We start from the raw sequence: 19,832 nt of genomic DNA, 5'->3' as shown, positions 1-19,832 counted from the left end.
GTGATGAGCGACTGGGGCACCATCCCCGATCTGGTCCGGTGGTCCGCCGAGCGGTACGCGGACACCGAGGCGGTGGTCGAGGGCCGGACCAGGATCACGTACGGCGAGCTGGGCGCCCGGGTGGAACGGGCGGCGGCGGCCTGCCTGGCGAGCGGTGTGCGGGCCGGCGACCGGGTGGCGGTCTGGGCCCCCAACACCCCGGACTGGATCGTGTCGGCCCTCGGCGCGGTGACGGCGGGCGCGGTCCTCGTCCCGCTCAACACCCGCTTCAAGGGCACGGAGGCGGCGGACGTACTGCGCCGCAGCGGCGCCCGACTGCTGTTCGTGACGGGCACCTTCCTGGGCGCCTCGTACGTGGCGAGCCTGCGGCGGGGGGCGGGGCAAGGGGTACCGGACGCCGGCCGGGGCCCGCTGCCGGGCCTGCCGGAACTGGAGGAGGTGGTGGTCCTGTCGGAGGACGCACCACCGGACTTCCGGACGTGGAAGGACTTCCTGGCGGGAGGGGAGGGGGTGGGGGCGGCCGAAGTGCGGGCCCGGTCGGCCGAGTTGGACGGTGCTGACGTCTCGGACATCATCTACACGTCGGGTACGACGGGCCGTCCCAAGGGCGCGGTGATCACGCACACCCAGACCCTCCGGGCGTACGCGATCTGGGCGGACCTGGCAGGCTTGCGGGCCGGCGACCGCTACCTGATCATCAACCCCTTCTTCCACACCTTCGGCTACAAGGCCGGGGTGATCGCCTGTCTGATGCGCGGAGCGACGATGATCCCGCAGCCGGTGTTCAACGTGGAGACGGCACTGGCGAACATCGCGGCGGAGAGGGTGTCGGTCCTCCCGGGCCCGCCCACCCTCCTCCAGTCGCTGCTGGACCACCCGTCCCGGGACGCCTACGACCTCTCGGCGCTGCGCCTGGTGGTGACGGGCGCCGCGGTGGTACCGCTGACGTTGGTGGAACGGCTGCGCACCGAGCTGGGCGTCGGCACGGTCCTCACGGCGTACGGCCTCTCGGAGGCGAGCGGCATCGTCACGATGTGCCGGCGCGGCGACGAGCCGTCGGTCATCGCGTCGACCTCCGGCCGTGCGATCCCGGGGACGGAGCTGAGGCTGGTCGACGCGAAGGGCGCATCCGTCGATACGGGCACACCGGGAGAGGTCCTGGTCCGCGGCTTCAACGTGATGCGCGGGTACTACGAGGACGCCGAGGCCACCTCCGAGGCGATCTCGGCGGACGGCTGGCTGCGCACGGGTGACGTGGGCGTCCTGGACTCGTCGGGCAACCTGCGCATCACGGACCGCATCAAGGACATGTTCATCGTCGGCGGCTTCAACGCCTACCCGGCGGAGATAGAGCAGTTGCTCGCCCTCCATCCGGCTGTCCGGGAGGCGGCCGTGATCGGCGTACCGGACGCCCGCTTGGGCGAGGTCGCCAAGGCGTTCGTCGTCCGCCACCCCGGCTCGGTCCTCACGTCCGACGACCTCATCGCCTGGGCACGCCGCGAGATGGCGAACTACAAGGTGCCGAGGGCGGTGGAGTTCGTGGGGGAGCTGCCGAGGAACGCGAGCGGGAAGGTGGTGAAGGGGGCTTTGCGGGGGAGGGGGTGAGGGGGGCGGGGGTGTGGGGGTGAGGGTGAGGGGGTGAGGGTGAGGGTGAGGGTGAGGGTGAGCTGGACTGAGCGGCGTTGACGAGTTGCCGTGGGGCCGCCCGCTTCTTTGGCCAGTGTCGGGCTTCCGCGAGGTGCGTCAAGGGCGCTGCGCGTCGCCTTCGGCGATGGCCCTGCGGGCCACCCTTGACCCACCTCGCTCCAGCCCGGGTGAGAAGCGAGCGGGCAACCCGGGGAAGGCGGGCGCCTTACCGGTGCCCGTCCCTTGGGTGCGCTGCGAGCGCGGCGTCGGCTGGGGGCGCGCGGTCGCGCCTCGCCTGCACGCCGGGTGGGTTTGGCGGCGGACGGCCGGCGGGTGGGGCGCGCTCGCGTGTGGCCTGCACGCCGGGTGGGTTTGGCGGCTTGCGGCGGGGGAGTTGTCTTGGTCAGTTGGATGGTTTGGGCGAGCTGGGAGGTGGGGGTGGCGTGGCCGTGAGTATGAGGGGTGGCCCAAACCTTCCAATTGGCCCAACGCCGGTCGGGACCCCGCCTTTCCGGGCGGCCCTCATGGACACGTGGAATCGCCGGTCAGGTGAGCCAGGGTGGCCCTGATCTCCTCGACCATGTGCGCAGGGCGGTGGAAGACTTCCTCGGCGCTGAAGCGGAGGAGGCTGCGGATCTCCGGGCACCGCTGGAGTTGATTGAAACGGTTGATGTCCTGGCGGTGGGCCTCACGGGAGCCGTGGTAGGCGTAGCCCTCGATCTCCAGGCCCAGCCCTGCCGCCCGGAACAGGAAATCGACGGTGCGGCGGCTGCCGTCCGGTGTACGCAGCTCGACTTGGCTCTCGGGATGGAGACCGGCGTCGTACATCCGCAGTCGGGCAACGGTCTCTGCCGGGGAACCGGCGAGCGGATCGCACAGTCGTAGCCGGCCCCGGGCGCGGACCGATCCCTGAGCCGGGCCCATCGACTGCAGCGCGGCGGCGATCTCCTCCTGCCGGGTGAGCGGTGCCCGGCGGACGTGTCCGACCCGGCGGTACGACAGCGCCGAGTCCACGGCGACGAGCGCCTCGTCCCTCGGACCGCGCCGGAGCAGATCGGTGAGCGTGCGGGTGGGGGTGGTGAGCCGGAGCCCCTGTCGTTCCACCACGTCACCCCTGCCGAGCGGCTGCCGGTGTACGCGTACGTCCCTGCTCAACCGGCGGATGGCGAGCTGCGGGTCGATGAACTCCAACGGTGCCCTGCGGCTGCCGCCGAGCACCTCGATCCGCCAGAGGGCTGCCGCTGAACCATGACTCACGATCAGCCGGGGTTCCCGGAACAGCACGGCCCGCAGCCGAGTCAGCAGGTCCGGGTCCCGCCCCGGTTCCGCCCAGGCGCCCTGCCGAAGCCGAGTCCAGCCCTCTGCCCGCAGCGCACGCGTGAGGTCGCGCCGAGGCCAGCCGGCCTCAACGGCACGCGAGGTGAGGAGAACGCCCCGGTCCGCCAACGCCCTCAGGTCCCTTCGCTCCACCCGGGCAAGATCGCAGAAGCCGTGATCTGCCGCTTGCCCTGTGGACAACCGGGCCGGGTCAGCCCTTCAGGGAGCCGAGGAAAGCACCCCAGGCGACGGGCCCGAAGACGAGCACGGGCCCTTCCTGGGCCTTCTTCGAGTCGCGGACGGGGATCCCGCCGGGCCGTACACGCCTCGGCCGCGACGGCTCCCCCTCGGTGCCGTCGCGGCCGGTGTCCCCCGTCGGTCGTTGGGTCAGGCGGGCTCGGACGTGATGTGGATGTTGTCCGGGGTGACCGTGGCCTCGTCCTTGGCGTCGGTGATGTGGATGTTGTCCGGCGTCACCGCGCTGTCGTCCTTGGCGTCGGTGATGTGGATGTTGTCCGGCTCTACGACCGACTGGTCCTTCTTGGCGTCGCTCATGGTGCTTCCCTCCCTGGGCGCTGAACTCGGTAGCGTTCGTCCGGCCGTTCCCCCGATGGACGGCCGGACGAACAACTGGTCGCCCCACCCTAGATCGTTGACGGGGCGTCCTCACCGGCGGTTCGTCTGCCCCCCGACGCGACGGACCGACGAGAAGAGAATGGCGCTCGGCGATAAACGAACGATGAACGTCGTGGGGGACTCACACGGCGGCGGGTGACAGCAGCTTGCGGACCGCTTCAGCCTCGGGTGAGCCGAGCGCCTCGTAGGTGGCCAGGGCCTCCTGCCAGCACACCTGGGCCCGCCCGGACTGCCCGATCCCATGCAGGGCCCGGCCCAGAACGGTGAGTACGTTCCCCCGACGCCACTCGCCACCGATCCCGCGGAGCACGGTCAGAGCGGCTTCGGCGTTGGCCGAGGCCTGGGCGTGCCGCTCGGTCACAAGGTCGAGTTCCGCGAGCCGGAACAGGGTCATCCCCTCCCACAGCCGCTGGCGGCTCTCGCGAAAGACTTCAAGTGCCTCTCGAAACCGCTCCGTTGCCTCGACATGCAAATCGTTCTGCGTGAGAGCCATGCCGAGGGCGTATCGTCCGTTGGCGCTCTTCACGGCGTGGCCCAGGGCTTCGTACATGTCGACGCCTTGCTGGGCCAGTTCCACGGCGCTCTTCGGGCGCCCGGTCACCACATGGATGCGTGACAGATTGCACAGGACGCTGGCTTCACCGGCCCGGTCCCCGCAGTCCCGGAAGTCGGTGAGCGCCTGCTTGAAGTGTTTCTCCGCGTCGGTGTACCGCCGCTGGTAGAAGGCCATCGCGCCCCGGCAGTTCTCGGCCCAGCAACGTGCCAGCGGGTGGTCGAGCGCTTCTCCCAGCTCCAGGGCCTGGCGGGCGGCGTCGTCCGCTTCCGCGAACCGCCCCGAGAGCTGGTGGGCGTTGGCCAGGACCACGGCGGCCCGTACCTCCGCGCGTCGGTCCCCGCAGGTCCGTGCCGCGTCGAGCAGGGCGAGGGCAGCGGCGTCGTATTCGCGTGAGTTGGCGCCGGACTCGGTCAGGTCGACGGCGGCCCACAGGAGGTCGATGGCGCGCAGCAGCGTGCTCGGCCCCGCGAACTGGCGCACGCATGCGAGCAGGGACACGGCCTCCGCGTACAGCCAGTCCTGGGCTTGATGCCGGGACCCGAACCTGAGCCCCGGATACGCGGTCGGCTGCAGGTGGTCCACGACCCGATCCCCCGGCCGCTCCATCGCATACACCTGCGCCGCCGTCGCCAGATAGAAATCCAGCAACCGCGACATCGCAGCCTCCCGCTCGCTCGGTGGCTGTTCGTCGCGCTCCGCGCAGGCACGCGCGTAGAGCCGGACCAGGTCGTGGAAGCGGTAGCGGCCCGGAGCTGCGGACTCCAGCAGCGACGTGTCCACCAGGGACTCCAAGAGGTCCTCGGTCTCCTCCACGGGCAGGTCGAGGACCGCCGCCGCAGCCGCCAGGGAGATGTCCGGGCCGTCGGCCAAACCCAGCAACCGGAACGCCCTGGCCTGGGCCGGCTCCAGCTGCCCGTACCCCAGCTCGAAGGTCGCCTTCACCGCCAGATCCCCGGCCTGCAACTCATCGAGCCGACGCCGCTCATCCGCCAACTTCGCCGCCAGCACCGAGACCGTCCACGTACGCCGGGCGGCGAGCCGAGACGCCGCGATGCGGATCGCCAGCGGGAGGAACCCGCACGCCGCCACCACGTCCAGCGCGGCCTCCCGCTCCGCCGCCACCCGCTCCTCGCCCACGATCTTCGTGAAGAGGGCCAGCGCTTCGTCCGGGGACATCACGTCCAGGTCCACCAGGTGCGCCCCGGCCAGGTCCAGCATCCGGACGCGGGATGTCACCAGGGCCGCGCAGCCCTCCGTGCCGGGCAGGAGGGGGCGTACCTGGGCCGCGTCCTTCGCGTTGTCCAGCAGGACGAGGACACGGCGTCCGTCGAGCACCGAGCGGTAGAGCGCCGCCCGTTCGTCCAGGGAGTCCGGGATCGCGGAGTCCGCCGTGCCGAGGGCGCGCAGGAAGGAGCCCAGGACCGTCTCCGGTTCCGCCGGGCGAGGGCCCGCGCCCTGGAGGTCCACGTACAGCTGGCCGTCCGGGAAGGCCGCGCGGGCCCGGTGGGCCACGTGCACCGCCAGGGTCGTCTTGCCCACGCCTCCGATGCCCGCCAGCGCCGAGACCGCCATGACCCGGCCCCCGGCGTCCGCCGATTCCGACGCCGAGGACAGCACCTCGCTCAGCTCGGTCACGAAAGCCGCGCGGCCCGTGAAGTCCGGGACCGAAGCGGGGAGTTGGGCTGGGCGGACGGCCACCACGGGCGGTTCCGTCGACGGGGACGAGGGCTCTGCCAGGGCCGGGTCCGCCTGCAGGATGCGCTGCTGGAGGTCGCGCAGGCCCGGGCGCGGGTCCACGCCCAGTTCCTCGGCCAGCAGGCGGCGGGTGTCGGCGTAGACCGCGAGGGCCTCCGCCTGGCGGCCGCTGCGGTACAGGGCCAGCATCAGGAGTTCGCGCAGGCGTTCCCGCAGGGGGTGCGCGGCCGTCAGTGCCGTCAGTTCCGAGACCGCCTCCGCGTGGCAGCCCTGTTCCAGGTCCATGTCCAGGCGGGATTCGAGGAGGCCCAGGCGCCACTCCTCCAGGCGGACGCGCTGGGTCTCGGCGTACGGGCCGGGTACGCCGGCCAGGACCTCGCCGTCCCAGCGGGAGAGGGCCCGGTTCAGCAGGTCGCGGGCTCGGCCCAGGTTGCCGGCGGCGCGTGCCTTCTCCGCCTCCGCCGCCAGGTCCTGGGCCACGGTCAGGTCCAGGGCGCCCTCGGCCGGCACCCGCACCGCGTAGCCGCCGGACTCGCTGACCAGCACGCCCGGGGGCAGGATCTTGCGCAGGCGCGACGCGTACGTGCGGACGGCCGCCAGTGCCTGCGACGGGGGCTCGGCGCCCCACAGAGCGTCGATCAGCTCCGCCGCCGTCGCCGTACGGCCCTCGCGCAGCAGCAGAGCGGCCAGCAGGGCGCGCTGCTGGGGCGAGCCCGTGGCGAGTTGCTCCTCGCCGCGCCAGGCCCGCACCGGACCGAGCACGCCGAACCGCAGCGCCTCCTGCTCCGTGACGGTCACGGAGCCGGGACGCCGCTGCTCAGGCACTCGCGGCCCACCGTCCATGCGTTCGTCCCCCTCGACGTCCCGAACAACCCCGTCAGTTTGCCTTGTTCCGGGCGGTTGCGTCAGCCGTGGGAGACGCCGATCACAGGGCGGCGCAGCGCAGCACACAAACCCCTCACACCCTCTTCGCAAGCACCGGCAGTCACTCGATAGCTGACGGACCGTCAGATCAGCGCTACCGTGAAGGCCATGGAGACCACACAGTTCCCGCTGATCATCTCCGTCGACGACCACACCGTTGAGCCCGCCGGCGTCTGGCAGGATCGGCTGCCGAGGAAGTACCGGGAGGTCGGGCCCCGGATCGTGCGCGCCCCGCTGAAGGAGATGACCTTCCTCGGCGGACGATTCAGGCCGGTCATGGGCGAGCCCGGCAGCACCGACGGTCCTGTCGGTGACTGGTGGGCCTATGAGGATCTGCGGCGGCCCCTCACCCGGCTCGACACCGCCGTGGGGTACAGCAGGGACGAGGTCAGGCTGGAAGTCATCACGTACGAGCAGATGCGGGCCGGGTCGTACGACGTGCCGGCCCGGCTCGCCGACATGGATGTCAACCACGTGCAGTCCGGGCTCTGCTTCCCCACCTTCCCGCGCTTCTGCGGCCAGACCTTCACGGAAGCGCGGGACAAGGACCTCGCGCTGCTCTGTGTCCGCGCCTACAACGACTGGATGGTGGAGGAGTGGTGCGGGCCGCAGGCGCGCGGGCGGCTGATACCGCTCACCCTCATACCCCTGTGGGACGCCGAGCTGGCCGCCCAGGAGGTACGGCGGAACGCCGCACGCGGCGTCCGGGCCGTCGCCTTCTCCGAGATACCCCCGCACCTCGGCCTGCCGTCCGTCCACACCGACGACTGGGATCCCTTCCTCGCCGCCTGCGACGAGACCGGCACGGTCGTCGCCATGCACATCGGCTCCAGCAGCCGAATGCCCTCCACCTCCGCCGACGCCCCGCCCGCCGTCGGCTCCACCATCACCTTCGCCAACTGCTGCTTCTCGATGGTGGACTGGCTGATGAGCGGCAAGTTCGAGCGGTTCCCGAACCTCAGGGTCATGTATGCGGAAGGGCAGATCGGGTGGATTCCCTACATCCTCGAGCGTGCCGATGTGGTGTGGGAGGAGAACCGGGGGTGGGGCGGGGTCGCCGACAAGGTCACCCGGCCGCCGTCCGAGCTGTTCGCCGGGCATGTGTACGGCTGTTTCTTCGACGACGCCTTCGGCCTGCTGAACCTGGACGCCATCGGGGTCGGCAACGTCCTGTACGAGACCGACTACCCGCACTCCGACTCCACCTGGCCCAAGTCCCGCGAGGTCGGTGAGGCCCAGATGGGGCATCTGCCGGCGGACGTGGTCGAGCGGATCGTGCGCGGCAACGCCATCGAACTGCTGGGCCTCACCCCCTCAGGGCTGTGGCGGTGAGCGCCCTGGCGTACGGCATCCAGCTGCCCGTGCAGGCGCAGAGCACCCTGTTCGCGGAGGGCTGGGAGGCCGGGGCCGGTCCGGAGGACCTGGTGGCCGTCGCGCGGGCCGTGGACCGTGCCGGGTTCGACTACCTCGCCGCATGCGATCACGTGGGCGTCCCGCGCCGGCTCGCCCCCGCCATGAGCACGGTCTGGTACGACCCGGTCGCCACCCTCGCGCACCTCGCCGCCGTGACCGAGCGGGTGCGCCTGCTCAGCCATGTGGCGGTCGTGGGGCTGCGGCACCCGCTGCTCACCGCCAAGCAGTACGCCACCCTCGACCACCTCTCCGGCGGCCGGCTGGTCCTCGGGGTCGGGGCCGGGCACGTCCGGGAGGAGTTCGAGGCGCTCGGGGTGGACTTCGAGCGGCGGGGGACCGTGCTGGACGAGACGATCGACGCGCTGCGGGCCGCCCTGGGGGCGGAGGAGTTCCCCGCGCATCACGGGAAGATCTACGACTTCGAGGGGCTGGGGCAGCGGCCCCGGCCCGCGCAGCCGTACGTCCCCCTCTGGGTCGGCGGCTCCTCGCCCGCCGCCGTACGCCGGGCCGCGCTGAAGGGGGACGGCTGGCTGCCGCAGGGGGATCCGCGGGACCGGCTGCCCGCCCAGATCGCCCGACTGCGGCGGTTGCGCGCAGAGGCGGGCGTCGAAGGACAGTTCACCATCGGCGCGATCGCCGAGCCGCTGTACGTCGGGCGGGCCGGCTGGGAGGTCGGGCCGCGCACGCTCACCGGGACACCCGAGGAGATCGCCGAGTCGCTGCGGGCGTACCGGGCGATGGGCGTGGACCGGATCCAGGTGCGGTTCCGCAGCCGGGACCGGGCCGAACTCATCGAGCAGATCGGACTGTTCGGGGCGGAGGTCGCGCCCCGGCTGAACTGAGGAGGAGTCCATGGGCAAGCTGGACGGGCGGGTCGTCGTCATCACCGGGGCGGCACGCGGACAGGGCGAGCAGGAGGCGCGGCTGTTCCGGGCGGAGGGGGCGCGGGTGGTCGTCGCCGATGTGCTGGACGACCAGGGGGAGGCCCTGGCCAAGGAGATAGGCGCGTTGTACGTCCATCTCGACGTCGGCACCGAGGAGGGCTGGCGGGAGGCCGTCGGGGTGGTCAAGCAGGCGTACGGGCACATCGACGGGCTGGTGAACAACGCGGGGATCCTGCGCTTCAACGCGCTCGTGGACACCCCGCTGGCCGAGTTCATGCAGGTCGTGCAGGTCAACCAGGTCGGCTGCTTCCTGGGCATGAAGGCGGTGGCGCCCGAGATGGCCGACGGGGGGACCATCGTCAACACCGCGTCCTACACGGGCATGACCGGCATGGCGGCCGTGGGGACGTACGCCGCCACCAAGCACGCCGTGCTGGGGCTGACCCGGGTGGCCGCGCTGGAGCTGGCGGGCCGGGGCATCCGGGTCAACGCGATCTGCCCGGGCGCCATCGACACGGCGATGTCCAACCCGGCGCGGCTCGACCCGGACGCCGACCCGGAGGAGATGAGCCGGGCCCTGGACGAGCTGTACCGCAAGCTCGTGCCGCTCGGGCGGGTCGGGCAGCCGGAGGAGGTGGCGCGGCTGGCGCTCTTCCTCACCTCGGCGGACTCGTCGTACATCACCGGCCAGCCGTTCGTGATCGACGGCGGATGGCTGGCGGGGGTCTCGGTCATCTGACTCACCGTCAGCTATTGACGGGCCTCGTGCGCGGTGCGACAGTCGGCCAACAAATGGATCTGACGGTTCGTCAGAAAAACTGGGGAAGGTGAACCGCCTTGGAATTCGGGCTCTTTGTACAGGGATACGTGGGCAAGCGCGCCGAGACCGACCCGCTGGCCGAGCACAAGGCGCTGATGGAGGAGACCGAGTACGTCATCCAGGCGGACAGGTCCGGCTTCAAGTACGCCTGGGCCTCCGAGCACCACTTCCTGGAGGAGTACTCGCACCTGTCCGCCAACGACGTCTTCCTCGGCTATCTGGCCCACGCGACCGAGCGGATCCACCTCGGCTCCGGGATCTTCAACCCTCTGGCCCAGGTCAACCACCCCGTGAAGGTCGCCGAGAAGGTCGCCATGCTGGACCACCTCAGCGAGGGTCGCTTCGAGTTCGGCAGCGGGCGGGGTGCCGGCAGCCACGAGATCCTCGGGTTCATACCGGGTGTGACCGATATGAACTACACCAAGGAGATCTGGGAGGAGACCATCGCCGAGTTCCCGAAGATGTGGCTCCAGGACGAGTACGTGGGCTTCCAGGGCAAGCACTGGCAGCTGCCGCCGCGGAAGGTCCTGCCCAAGCCGTACGGGAAGTCGCACCCGGCGATGTGGTACGCGGCCGGCTCCCCGCCGTCGTACGCCATGGCCGCGAAGAAGGGCCTCGGCGTGCTCGGCTTCAGCATCCAGAAGGTGTCCGACATGGAGTGGGTGCTGGACCAGTACAAGAGGGCGGTCGTGAACGCGGAGCCGGTGGGGGACTTCGTCAACGACAACGTGATGGTGACGACGACCGCGATCTGCGCGCCCACGCACGCGGAGGCGATCGAGATCGCGGTGAACGGGGGGCTGCACTATCTGCCCTCGCTCGTCTTCCGGTACCACGACACGTTTCCCCGGCCGGAGGGGTTCCCGGTGTGGCCGGAGACGCTGCCCCAGTACACACCGGAGTTCGTGGAGCTGCTGGTGGAGGAGGAGCTGCTCATCTGCGGCGACCCCGACGAGGTGCTGCGGCAGTGCAAGCGGTGGGAGCAGGCGGGCGCCGATCAGCTGAGCTTCGGGTTGCCGGTGGGGGTGCCGAAGGAGGAGACGCTGCAGACGATCCGGCTGATCGGGGAGCACGTGATTCCCAAGATCGACACGGATCCGGTTCACCGCACGTCCCGGTTCCGTCAGGCCGTCTGAGGGGGTTCCCGGCATGTTGGACCATCTCATCAAGGGCGCCACCATCGTGGACGGCACGGGCGCGCCCGCCTTCACCGCCGACGTCGGCATCCGCAACGGCCGGATCGCCGTCATCGGCACGGCCACCGAGGACGCCCGCACCACCGAGGACGCCTCCGGTCTCGTCCTCGCCCCCGGCTTCGTCGACCCCCACACCCACTACGACGCCCAGCTCTTCTGGGATCCGTACGCCACGCCCTCCCTCAACCACGGGGTGACGACGGTCGCCGCCGGGAACTGCGGGTTCACGCTCGCGCCGCTCAACCCCTCCCGCCCCGCGGACGCCGACTACACCCGCCGGATGATGTCCAAGGTGGAGGGGATGTCCCTGGTGGCGCTGGAGGAGGGGGCGCCCTGGAGCTGGCACTCCTTCGGGGAGTACCTCGATGCTCTCGACGGGCGGATCGCCGTCAACGCGGGGTTCATGGTGGGGCACTGCGCGGTGCGGCGGTACGTCATGGGGCCGCAGGCCGTCGGGGGGCAGCCGAGCGAGGAGCAGCTCGGCGCGATGCTGCGGCTGCTGCACGAGGCCATGGACGCCGGGGCCTGGGGGCTGTCCACCACCCAGTCATCGACCCACTCCGACGGGGACGGGCAGCCCGTCGCCTCCCGGCATGCGCGGCCGGCGGAGCTGCTGGCGCTGTCGAAGGCCGTCGGCGAGCACGAGGGCACGCAGATCGAGGCGATCGTCGCCGGCTGTCTGGATCAGTTCGGCGACGACGAGATCGAACTGCTCGTGGAGATGAGCGCGGTCGCCGGGCGGCCGCTCAACTGGAACGTGCTCACCGTCGACGCGGCCGTACCGGAGCGGGTGCCGCGACAGCTCAGCGCGAGCGAGCGGGCCCGGAAGGCGGGCGGTCGGGTGGTGGCGCTCACCATGCCGATCCTCACCCCGATGAACATGTCCCTGGGCACGTTCTGCGCTCTCAACCTCATCCCGGGCTGGGGGCCGATTCTCGGGCTGCCGGTGCCGGAGCGGATCGCCAGGCTCCGGGACCCCGCCGTCCGGGCGGAGATGTTGCGCCGGGCCCGGTCGAAGGAGGCGGGCGTCTTCCGTCGGCTGGCGAACTTCGGGCGGTACGTCATCGGAGACACCTACAGCGAGGCCAACCGGGGGCTCACGGGAAGGGTCGTACGGGACATCGCGGAGGAGCGCGGGCAGGACCCCTTCGCCTGCCTCGTGGACATCTGCGCCGACGACGATCTCCGCACGGTCCTCTGGCCCATGCCGACCGACAACGACCCGGCCTCCTGGGCGCTGCGCGCCGAGACCTGGCAGCACGAGGACGTGCTGCTCGGCGGCTCCGACGCGGGAGCGCATCTGGACCGGATGTGCGGGGCGCCGTACACCACCAGGTTCCTCGGGGACTGTCTGCGCGGCCGGAAGCTGGTCGGGCTGGAGCAGGCGGTGAAGATGCTGACCGACGACCCGGCGCGGCTCTTCGGGCTGCGGGAGCGGGGACAGGTGCGGGAGGGCTGGCATGCGGATCTCGTCCTGCTCGACCCGGAGCGCATCGACGCCGGCCAGGCCCGGCTGGTGCACGACCTGCCGGGTGACAGTCCCCGCCTGGACTCGAGGGCGATCGGGGTGCGGGCCGTGTGGGTCAACGGGGTGGAGGCGATCCGGGACGACGTGGTGACCGGGGCCGTACCGGGGAAGGTGCTGCGGTCCGGCACGGACACGCGGACGGTGAGCACGAGGTGAAGGGCGAACGGCTGTTCGTCGGCGGGGAGTGGGTGGAGCCGGACGGCGGGCACTACCCGGTGACCGACCCGGCCACCGAGGAGACCGTCGGCTGGGCGCCGGAGGCCACGCCGGAGCAGGTGCGGGCGGCCTGCGCGGCGGCCCGGGAGGCGTTCGGGGCGTGGTCGCGGACCCGGCCCGAGGAGCGGGCGGCGGTGCTGGGCCGGGCGGCGGACATCATCCGTGACCGGACGGGGCCGTACACGGAGCTGGCCCGCGCGGAGACCGGAGCGACCACCGGGACCGCCCGGGCGATGCAGGTCGGGGTGGCCGCCGCCCGGTTCCGGCGGTACGCGTGCGTGGAGCCCGCCGAGTGGGCGATCGCGCCGCAGATCAACGAGGCCGGGCCGATGGGGCGGGCCGGGGTGATGGGCGCGCTGGCGGTACGGCAGCCCGTCGGGGTCGTCACCTGCATCACCTCCTACAACAACCCGTGGGCCAACCCGGCCGGCAAGGTCGCGCCCGCGCTGGCCATGGGCAACACGGTGGTCGTGAAGCCGGCCCCGCAGGACCCACTGTCCGTGTACCGGATGGCCGAGGCGCTCCAGGCGGCCGGGGCGCCGCCGGGAGTGGTGAACGTCGTCTCCGGGCGCGGGCAGGCCGTGGGCGAGGCGGCGGTGGCCTGCGACGACGTGGACATGGTCAGCTTCACCGGGTCCACGGCCGTCGGCCGGCGGATCGCGGAGGTGTGCGGGCGGGACATGAAACGCCAGCTGATGGAGCTGGGGGGCAAGGGCGCGGCGATCGTCTTCGACGATGCCGATCTGAGGTCCGCCGTCGCCGGTATCGGCACGGCCTTCTCCTTCTACAGCGGGCAGATCTGCACGGCACCGACCCGGGTGCTGGCCCAGCGCGGGGTGTACGGGCGGCTGGTCGAGCAACTCGCCGGGTACGCCCGGAGACTGAAGGTCGGGGATCCGCGGGAGGCGGACACGGTCGTCGGGCCGGTGATCTCGGCCGAGCACCGGGCGCGGGTCGAGTCGTACGTCGAACTCGGCCGGAAGGAAGGAGCGTCGGTGGTCGTGGGCGGCGAACGGCCGCCGCTGGACCGGGGTTTCTACGTCGTGCCGACCCTTCTCGCCGACTGCGCCAACGACATGCGGGTGGCCCGGGAGGAGATATTCGGGCCGGTGGTCGTGGTGATCCCCTTCGACGAGGAGGACGAGGGGGTGGCCCTCGCCAACGACTCCGAGTACGGGCTCATCGACTACGTGTGGTCCGGTGACGTGGCCCGGGCGTTCCGGGTGGCCCGGCAGCTGCGGGCCGGGGGCGTGGGGGTGAACACCGTCGGCCGCAACATGGAGGCGCCGTTCGGGGGGTTCAAGAGGAGCGGGGTGGGCCGGGACGTGGGCGTGTACGCCCTGCACGCGTACAGCGAGGTGCAGGCGATCGTGTGGCCGGGGTGAGGGGGACCCGGCTCACTGCGTGAAGAACGACGCCGGATGGCGGGGGTCGGCCGTGCAGGTGAACAGTCCGCCGTGGCTGAAGCGGCCGATGACCATGCCCACCGGCTCGCGCAGCGCTTCGCCCAGCGCGTCGCTCGGGTCGGTGTCGCGTTCCTCCAGGGGGCGGAAGCGGTGGGGTGCGCCGTCGGGGCCGAAGGTGCCGAGCCCGTACTCGGACGAGTCGAACTGCAGGAACAGCTCCAGCGGCGCCCCGCAGTCGCCGCAGTCCATGGGGTCCGGGCGGTCCGTCGTACCCCACCTCAGGAAGCCGCCGAGCTTGTAGCCGGGGATCGCGGTGAGGTCGTCGGTCAGGCCCCGTTCCTCCAGCCAGGCCGCGAAGCGTTCGCCGAGGCCGAGCGGGAGTTCCTCGTCCCCGGGGTGGTCCGTCACCCGCTCCGGGTGCAGGACGCAGGGGCGCGGCACCATGTCCAGGTCGTCGTCCCACTCCTCGGCCGGATCCGGCTGCCTGGCGAGCGGGTCGGTGACCTCGGCGGTCCGGCGCCAGAACAGCCGGCATGCCTGGCCCCAGCCTTCCGGGTGCGGCTGGTCGTGCCAGTCGGGGCACCACAGGAGCTGGACGAGGTCCGTGTCGTCGGGGAAGCGGATCTCGGGGAAGTCCACCGCCGTCAGCTGGGCCACCGCGACCATCCGCAGGGTGTACGGCCGGCCGTTGACGTCCTCGTGGTCGGCGCACTCCGGCCACGGCTCGGCGGCCGGCCAGCACAGGGGGCCGCCGATGTGGCTCTCGCGGGGGCCGGGAGTGCCGCGGCGCGGATGCAGCCGGACGACCGGACGGGCGTGCGGCAGCAACTCCGGGAAGTCACGGGCGGGTTCGACGACGGAGGGTGCGGTGGTGAGCTTCACGCCCGCAGTCTGCCGTGTGCTCCCCGTGCAGGCCGGCTCGGGTCGTCACTCCTCCAGATCCACCCGGACCGTCAGCAAGTCCGTGCCGAACGCCCGGACCGCCGTGCTGTTGAAGAAGGGGAGGGCGCGCAGGCGGGCCAGTGGGTCGTCGTCGGGGAGGAGATGGGCGGTGCCGTGGTGCCAGCGGCCGGCGAGGCGGACGCGGACCCTCGGGTCGGCCTGGATGTTGCGGACGTACTGGGACTTGTAGCCGAACTCGGAGACCAGCCAGAAGGAGCCGCCGACCTTGCGGCCGCCCACCGGGGTCTGCCGGGGCAGGCCGGAGCTGCGGCCCGTCGTCTCCAGGAGGGTCTGGAACGGCAGCCGCCGGTTGAGCGGGTTGGCGATGTGCCGTTGGAAGGCGGTCACCACGCGGTGCTTGCGGTCTGCGGGGGCTGACATGCCGGTCGCTCTCCTGGTCTGACGGCACGGCGTCGTGTCGGGGATGGTGTGGCGGCTCGGTGCGGGGCGTGTGATCCCCGGACTTTCCGCCGGCTGTCGCGTGTTAGCCTCCCCCGCGATCGTGATCATTTCAACGGGGGAGCCTGATGGGCGCGTCTTCGGACGGCTACACGGTCAAGTCCGGGATGTCCGGACAGGCGAAGGACCTGGACGCCGCGGGCGACGACGCGGGCAAGATCCGCGAGGCGATCCAGCCCGGCATGTGCTACACGGACGACGCGCTCGGCGGCCCGGACGCCGCCGGGGCGTCACGTTCGCCGACGCCCTCAAGGACGCCCAGAGCCAGGACAGCGACGGGCGGGAGACGCTGCACGAGGCACTCCGGATGCTCGGCGGCAAGGACGGCTGGTTCGACGACCTCATCGAGTCCGACGACGAGAAGGCCGTCCGGCTGAACGCCCGTTCCCTCGCCTCCCTGGGCGCCGACGACCTGCACAAGGCCGCGATCGCCGCCGACGCCGCCGCCCACAGCGCCGCCAGGGACCTGAACAAGTGGGTCTCCGAGGCGCGCCGCAGCAAGCTGGGCACGGGCGACCTGACCGCCGTGGACAAGCTGATGCTGGCCGAGACCAGCGCCGGCGACGACTACCAGCGCCACGACCTGGACGACGCCGCCGACCGCGAGGGGGTGCTGAGCGATGTCGAGAAGGCGGTCGCGGACGGCCGCCCGGTCCCCGTCGACGTCCAGGGCAAGGACGGCGCCCACGCGATGACCATCATCGGCCAGGAGGGCGACATGCTGCAGATCTACAACCCGTGGGGCACGACGACCTGGGTGAGCGAGAACGACTTCATCAACGGACACATGAGCAAGGCAGCGGACAGTGGACTCAACGACGCGTACAGCGTGTACCTCCCGACGGCGAAGTAGGCGGGGCCTTTGGCGTCGGGGCAGGGCGGCGGGCGGCGCCGTCGTGGCGGTCGCGCTGCTCACGCTCGTCGCGGGCTGCGGGTCGGGCACCGACGAGCCCGCCCCGGTCGCGCACCCCACCGACGAACCCCGCATCACCGCCAAGGCCGGGGAGCGCTTCACGCTCACCGTCCACGAGAACGCCTCCACCCGTGAGCACTGGTACCTGTCCGACCCCAGGCCCGACGCCCACGTGGTCCGCGAGCGCGGGCAGCACAGCACCTCGGGCTCCGGCGACAAGCACCTGGTCGGCGCCGGCAGCAGTCTCACCTTCACCTTCGAGGCCATCGGCAAGGGCAGCACCCGGATCGTGCTGACCCACTGCACGTTCGCCACCACCTGCGACGAGGACGGCGGCGGCACCCCGGCCCCGGCGTCGACCGCGCCGTACCGGCAGTCCGCGCCGAAGCGCGTCACCTACACCGTCACCGTCCGCTGAGCCGGCCGACACCACCGAGACCGGAACGTGAACCCCGAATCGAACCCCGCCCCGCATCCCCCGGACCGCACCGACGACGAGCTGGCCCGGCTCGACATCTCCGTCCTGCTCCGCTACGGCCTCACCGCACCGCCCGGCCCCCGGCGCACCGCCCTGTTCGGGGACGGCGCCGCGGGCGCGGCCGTGCTGCTCGACCGCCTCGGCACCCAGCCGCGCTCGGTGGCCTTCCTCGCCGACACCGTCCGGGCCGGCGGCCTCGCCTACGCCGCCGGGCTCCCCGAGCCGCTGCCGCGCCCGGAGGCGGCGGCTGTCGTACGCGACTGGCTGGCCGCCGGCACCGAGCTCGCGGCCGGTGTCGCCGCCGACGACGCCGCCGCCCGCTGGCTGCGTGCCGTCGCGACGGTCATCGAACTGCGGCAGCTGACGCGGGCCGCACAGAGCTGACCGGCCGCATGGGTCACGCCCCGCCGGCCGCCCCGAGGGCGACCGGATCGGTGCGCGAACAGACCGGGTGACCGATCAGGCGGCCCCGAGGAAGACCGGATTGGTGAAGGCCGCCATCGCCCCCGGCACCGGGCCGAGCGCCGTCTCGTGCCGCAACTCGGCGCGCACGTACGCCGCGTAGGCCGCAGTCGTACGCCACTCCACCACTCCCGCCCCGGACACGGGCAGCGGATCGCTGCGCAGCAGCACGCCCTGGTCGGTGACGAACCGGACCGAGCAGCGCGGGGCGCCCGAGACCGCGAGCCGGGCGGTCACCGGCGTATCGGCGCCCACCGCCAACCGCTCCCCGACACCGGCCTGTTCCCCGCTGTCGGCGGTGACGGTGAACTCCAGGGAGACGGCCCTCGACTCGGCGACGTACGACCGCCCCGCCCGCAGCCCCTCCAGGATCGCCTCCCGGCTCAGTTCCTCGGCGAGGACCACGGTCTGCGGATGACCGACGACATCCGGATCCCGGTGGGCGTCACTGTCCCCCATGGCCGGAAGCCAGTCCCCGTTTTCGCGTACGGAGGCGACCAGCAGCCCGTCCCAGGCGGCCAGCGCCACCTCGTCGTCCGGCGTCCACAGCCCGTTCCACACCTCCACCGCGTCCGCCTCGGCGAACCCGAACTTCCAGGAGCAGCCCACACAGTCGGCGTAGGGGTGGGCCGGTACCACCAGACCGCCGGCGCGCCGGATCTCCCGCGCGAAGTGCGCCCACCGCCGGTCCCGGGCCCGGTGGCGCCAGTCGACGAAGGTGCCCGGGTCGGTGCCGAGGGCCAGCACATGGCCGTTCCTGGTGGTGACCTCCTCGCCGAGCAGCACCAGCAGGTCGTCGCCCGCCGCGTCGGCCCAGTGGGCGTGCGAGGCGTTCGTGTTGTGGTCGGAACTGTTGATGAAGTCCAGCCCGGCCGCCCGGGCCAGCGCCGCGATCTCGGCCGGGGTACGGCGCCCGTCGGAGTGCCACGAGTGCAGATGACAGTCGCCCCGGTACCAGTCCCGCCCCCGGCCCCGGGCGCGGGCCGGCGGATACACTGGCTGCGGTGCGGCACCGGGTTCCCCGGGCGTCAGGGTGACGGTCACCTCGTACGACAGCCCCTGCGGGGCCACGGTGTACGGGCCGAGCGCGATGTGCCAGGTGCCGGGGTTCATCGGCCCGGGCAGATACCCGGGCGTCGCGTCGTCGCCCCGCACGAAGAACTCCGTGCGGGCCCCTCCGGACCATCCCCGGAACCCCGGCCCGCCGACCTCCACTCCGCGCTCGTCGAAGAGACCGATGTCGAGGGCGTTGCCGGGGGTGCCGGGGGGCTTGGAGGGTTTGTCGTAGGTGTAGGAGACCTTCAACTCCGCTGTGCCGGAAGGCACTTCGAAGGGAAGGTAGACGTAGTCGGGTGAACCGGGTGCGAGAGTGCCGCGCAAGCTGGTCACAAGGACCACGTTAGGCGCCCTGCGGGGCCGCGGGACAGTATCAATCGCGGCTCCGCGACCAACCAGTCGGTACGATGCCTCATGCGCATCGCCGTAACGATCTTTCTCACCGACGAGACCGTCACCCCCCTCCGGCTCGCGCGCGAGCTGGAGCAGCGTGGCTACAGCGGCCTCTACCTCCCCGAACACACCCACATCCCCGTCGAGCGGAGGACCCCCTACCCCGCCGGCGGCGACCTGCCCCGCGAGTACGGCCGCACCCTCGACCCCTTCGTCGCCCTCGGTCAGGCCGCGGCCGTCACCGAGCGCCTCGGACTCGGAACCGGCATCACCCTCCTCGCCCAGCACGACCCCATCGCCCTGGCCAAGCAGATCGCCACCTTGGATCACCTGTCCGGCGGACGTGTCACCCTCGGTCTCGGCTACGGCTGGAACGTCGAGGAAGCCGCCGACCACGGCGTGGAGTGGCGCACGCGCCGGGAACTGGTCCGGGACCGGGTGCGGCTGATGCAGGCGCTGTGGTCCGCGGAACCGACGGCCTACACGGGCGAGTTCGCCGCCGTACGGGCCAGCCACGCGCACCCCAAGCCCGTACAGAAACCGCGGGGTCCGGTGACCGGCCCGCGCACGCTCGTCGGCGGGGCGGCCGGGCCGAAACTGTTCGCGCACATCGCCGAGTACGCCGACGGCTGGCTGCCGATCGGCGGCCGGGGTCTCACCGAGTCCCTGCCGCTGCTGCGCTCGGTCTGGGCGGACGCGGGCCGCGACCCGGCCGCCCTCCAGATCGTCCCGTACGCCGTGCAGCCGACGCCGGGAAAGCTGGCGCACTACGCGGAGTTGGGCATCGAGGAGGTCGTGCTGCAGCTGCCGCCGGCGGGGGAGACGGAGGTGCTGGGGGTGCTGGACGAGTACGGGAGTCACCTGTAGGCCGAGTGGGAGCCATCTTCCGGAATCACCCCGAACGTATGCTCA

The 19,832-nt window shown here is 72.0% G+C and carries 18 protein-coding genes; 11 read left to right on the top strand and 7 right to left on the bottom strand.

Annotation, left to right across the window (positions count from 1 at the left end):
• Nucleotides 1–3 precede the first annotated feature (3 nt).
• Complete coding sequence (locus SRB17_RS29980; protein WP_153543276.1) at nucleotides 4–1,605, top strand: FadD3 family acyl-CoA ligase; 1,602 nt, start codon at nucleotides 4–6, stop codon at nucleotides 1,603–1,605.
• A 543-nt stretch (nucleotides 1,606–2,148) separates the two neighbouring features.
• On the opposite strand, the gene SRB17_RS46740 is transcribed toward SRB17_RS29980, so the two are convergent.
• The 4 genes from SRB17_RS46740 to SRB17_RS29965 all read right to left on the bottom strand — a co-directional run bounded on the left by SRB17_RS46740 (nucleotide 2,149) and on the right by SRB17_RS29965 (nucleotide 6,673).
• The gene (locus SRB17_RS46740) at nucleotides 2,149–3,096 is read right to left on the bottom strand and encodes a hypothetical protein (RefSeq protein WP_323376434.1); all 948 of its coding nucleotides are present in this window, start codon (nucleotides 3,094–3,096) and stop codon (nucleotides 2,149–2,151) included.
• A gap of 58 nt (nucleotides 3,097–3,154) precedes the next feature.
• On the bottom strand, nucleotides 3,155–3,250 hold the full coding sequence (locus SRB17_RS48195; RefSeq protein WP_323376506.1) for a DUF397 domain-containing protein: 96 nt from the start codon (nucleotides 3,248–3,250) through the stop codon (nucleotides 3,155–3,157).
• Nucleotides 3,251–3,330: 80 nt separating this feature from the next.
• Nucleotides 3,331–3,498: a hypothetical protein gene (locus SRB17_RS45565; protein WP_194294182.1), complete on the bottom strand. Its 168-nt coding sequence runs from the start codon at nucleotides 3,496–3,498 to the stop codon at nucleotides 3,331–3,333.
• Nucleotides 3,499–3,700: 202 nt separating this feature from the next.
• Nucleotides 3,701–6,673: an AfsR/SARP family transcriptional regulator gene (locus tag SRB17_RS29965; protein WP_153543275.1), complete on the bottom strand. Its 2,973-nt coding sequence runs from the start codon at nucleotides 6,671–6,673 to the stop codon at nucleotides 3,701–3,703.
• Nucleotides 6,674–6,862: 189 nt separating this feature from the next.
• Here SRB17_RS29965 and SRB17_RS29960 point away from each other — a divergent pair, with 189 nt between their 5' ends.
• From SRB17_RS29960 to SRB17_RS29935, 6 genes are all read left to right on the top strand, one after another.
• Nucleotides 6,863–8,086: an amidohydrolase family protein gene (locus tag SRB17_RS29960; protein ID WP_153543274.1), complete on the top strand. Its 1,224-nt coding sequence runs from the start codon at nucleotides 6,863–6,865 to the stop codon at nucleotides 8,084–8,086.
• On the top strand, nucleotides 8,083–9,009 hold the full coding sequence (locus SRB17_RS29955; protein WP_323376433.1) for an LLM class F420-dependent oxidoreductase: 927 nt from the start codon (nucleotides 8,083–8,085) through the stop codon (nucleotides 9,007–9,009). The genes SRB17_RS29960 and SRB17_RS29955 overlap by 4 nt, the downstream gene beginning before the upstream one ends.
• A 10-nt stretch (nucleotides 9,010–9,019) precedes the next feature.
• The gene (locus SRB17_RS29950) at nucleotides 9,020–9,790 is read left to right on the top strand and encodes an SDR family NAD(P)-dependent oxidoreductase (RefSeq protein WP_153543273.1); all 771 of its coding nucleotides are present in this window, start codon (nucleotides 9,020–9,022) and stop codon (nucleotides 9,788–9,790) included.
• A 98-nt stretch (nucleotides 9,791–9,888) separates the two neighbouring features.
• A complete protein-coding gene (locus tag SRB17_RS29945) occupies nucleotides 9,889–11,007 on the top strand; it encodes an LLM class flavin-dependent oxidoreductase (protein ID WP_153543272.1) in 1,119 nt (372 codons plus the stop codon).
• A 13-nt stretch (nucleotides 11,008–11,020) separates the two neighbouring features.
• On the top strand, nucleotides 11,021–12,751 hold the full coding sequence (locus SRB17_RS29940) for an N-acyl-D-amino-acid deacylase family protein (protein ID WP_153543271.1): 1,731 nt from the start codon (nucleotides 11,021–11,023) through the stop codon (nucleotides 12,749–12,751).
• Nucleotides 12,748–14,196: an aldehyde dehydrogenase family protein gene (locus SRB17_RS29935; RefSeq protein ID WP_323376432.1), complete on the top strand. Its 1,449-nt coding sequence runs from the start codon at nucleotides 12,748–12,750 to the stop codon at nucleotides 14,194–14,196. The genes SRB17_RS29940 and SRB17_RS29935 overlap by 4 nt, the downstream gene beginning before the upstream one ends.
• Before the next feature lie 12 nt (nucleotides 14,197–14,208).
• Here SRB17_RS29935 and SRB17_RS29930 read toward each other — a convergent pair whose 3' ends face one another.
• Both SRB17_RS29930 and SRB17_RS29925 read right to left on the bottom strand, forming a co-directional pair.
• Nucleotides 14,209–15,099 carry a hypothetical protein gene (locus SRB17_RS29930; RefSeq protein ID WP_153543270.1) on the bottom strand — a complete coding sequence of 297 codons (891 nt, stop codon included), beginning with the start codon at nucleotides 15,097–15,099 and terminating at the stop codon, nucleotides 14,209–14,211.
• 45 nt (nucleotides 15,100–15,144) lie between these two features.
• Nucleotides 15,145–15,540, bottom strand: a complete 396-nt coding sequence (locus tag SRB17_RS29925) for a nitroreductase/quinone reductase family protein (RefSeq protein ID WP_153543269.1) — start codon at nucleotides 15,538–15,540, stop codon at nucleotides 15,145–15,147.
• A 262-nt stretch (nucleotides 15,541–15,802) separates the two neighbouring features.
• On the opposite strand from SRB17_RS29925, the gene SRB17_RS29920 reads away from it, so the two are divergent.
• From SRB17_RS29920 to SRB17_RS29910, 3 genes are read left to right on the top strand one after another with little or no spacing between them, the layout of a single operon-like run.
• Nucleotides 15,803–16,471: a hypothetical protein gene (locus SRB17_RS29920; protein WP_153543268.1), complete on the top strand. Its 669-nt coding sequence runs from the start codon at nucleotides 15,803–15,805 to the stop codon at nucleotides 16,469–16,471.
• 43 nt (nucleotides 16,472–16,514) lie between these two features.
• Nucleotides 16,515–16,949, top strand: coding sequence for a protease inhibitor I42 family protein (locus SRB17_RS29915; protein WP_323376431.1), 435 nt, complete (start codon nucleotides 16,515–16,517; stop codon nucleotides 16,947–16,949).
• A 27-nt stretch (nucleotides 16,950–16,976) separates the two neighbouring features.
• On the top strand, nucleotides 16,977–17,393 hold the full coding sequence (locus SRB17_RS29910) for a hypothetical protein (RefSeq protein ID WP_323376430.1): 417 nt from the start codon (nucleotides 16,977–16,979) through the stop codon (nucleotides 17,391–17,393).
• 75 nt (nucleotides 17,394–17,468) lie between these two features.
• Here the strand turns inward: SRB17_RS29910 and SRB17_RS29905 are convergent, their stop codons facing one another.
• Complete coding sequence (locus SRB17_RS29905; protein WP_323376429.1) at nucleotides 17,469–18,860, bottom strand: CehA/McbA family metallohydrolase; 1,392 nt, start codon at nucleotides 18,858–18,860, stop codon at nucleotides 17,469–17,471.
• Nucleotides 18,861–18,941: 81 nt separating this feature from the next.
• Here SRB17_RS29905 and SRB17_RS29900 point away from each other — a divergent pair, with 81 nt between their 5' ends.
• Nucleotides 18,942–19,787 carry an LLM class F420-dependent oxidoreductase gene (locus SRB17_RS29900; protein ID WP_153543267.1) on the top strand — a complete coding sequence of 282 codons (846 nt, stop codon included), beginning with the start codon at nucleotides 18,942–18,944 and terminating at the stop codon, nucleotides 19,785–19,787.
• Nucleotides 19,788–19,832: the final 45 nt, after the last annotated feature.

Source organism: Streptomyces sp. RB17, assembly GCF_009604455.1.
GTDB lineage: Bacteria > Actinomycetota > Actinomycetes > Streptomycetales > Streptomycetaceae > Streptomyces.
Note: the sequence above shows the minus strand (reverse complement) of the source record. Positions and strands in the feature narration are given on the sequence as shown.

Coding starts and splice junctions, on each gene's coding strand:
- SRB17_RS29980 (WP_153543276.1), top strand. CDS start 4: ATGAGCGACTGGGGCACCATCCCCGATCTGGTCCGGTGGTCCGCCGAG.
- SRB17_RS45565 (WP_194294182.1), bottom strand. CDS start 3,498: ATGAGCGACGCCAAGAAGGACCAGTCGGTCGTAGAGCCGGACAACATC.
- SRB17_RS29965 (WP_153543275.1), bottom strand. CDS start 6,673: ATGGACGGTGGGCCGCGAGTGCCTGAGCAGCGGCGTCCCGGCTCCGTG.
- SRB17_RS29960 (WP_153543274.1), top strand. CDS start 6,863: ATGGAGACCACACAGTTCCCGCTGATCATCTCCGTCGACGACCACACC.
- SRB17_RS29950 (WP_153543273.1), top strand. CDS start 9,020: ATGGGCAAGCTGGACGGGCGGGTCGTCGTCATCACCGGGGCGGCACGC.
- SRB17_RS29940 (WP_153543271.1), top strand. CDS start 11,021: ATGTTGGACCATCTCATCAAGGGCGCCACCATCGTGGACGGCACGGGC.
- SRB17_RS29925 (WP_153543269.1), bottom strand. CDS start 15,540: ATGTCAGCCCCCGCAGACCGCAAGCACCGCGTGGTGACCGCCTTCCAA.
- SRB17_RS29900 (WP_153543267.1), top strand. CDS start 18,942: ATGCGCATCGCCGTAACGATCTTTCTCACCGACGAGACCGTCACCCCC.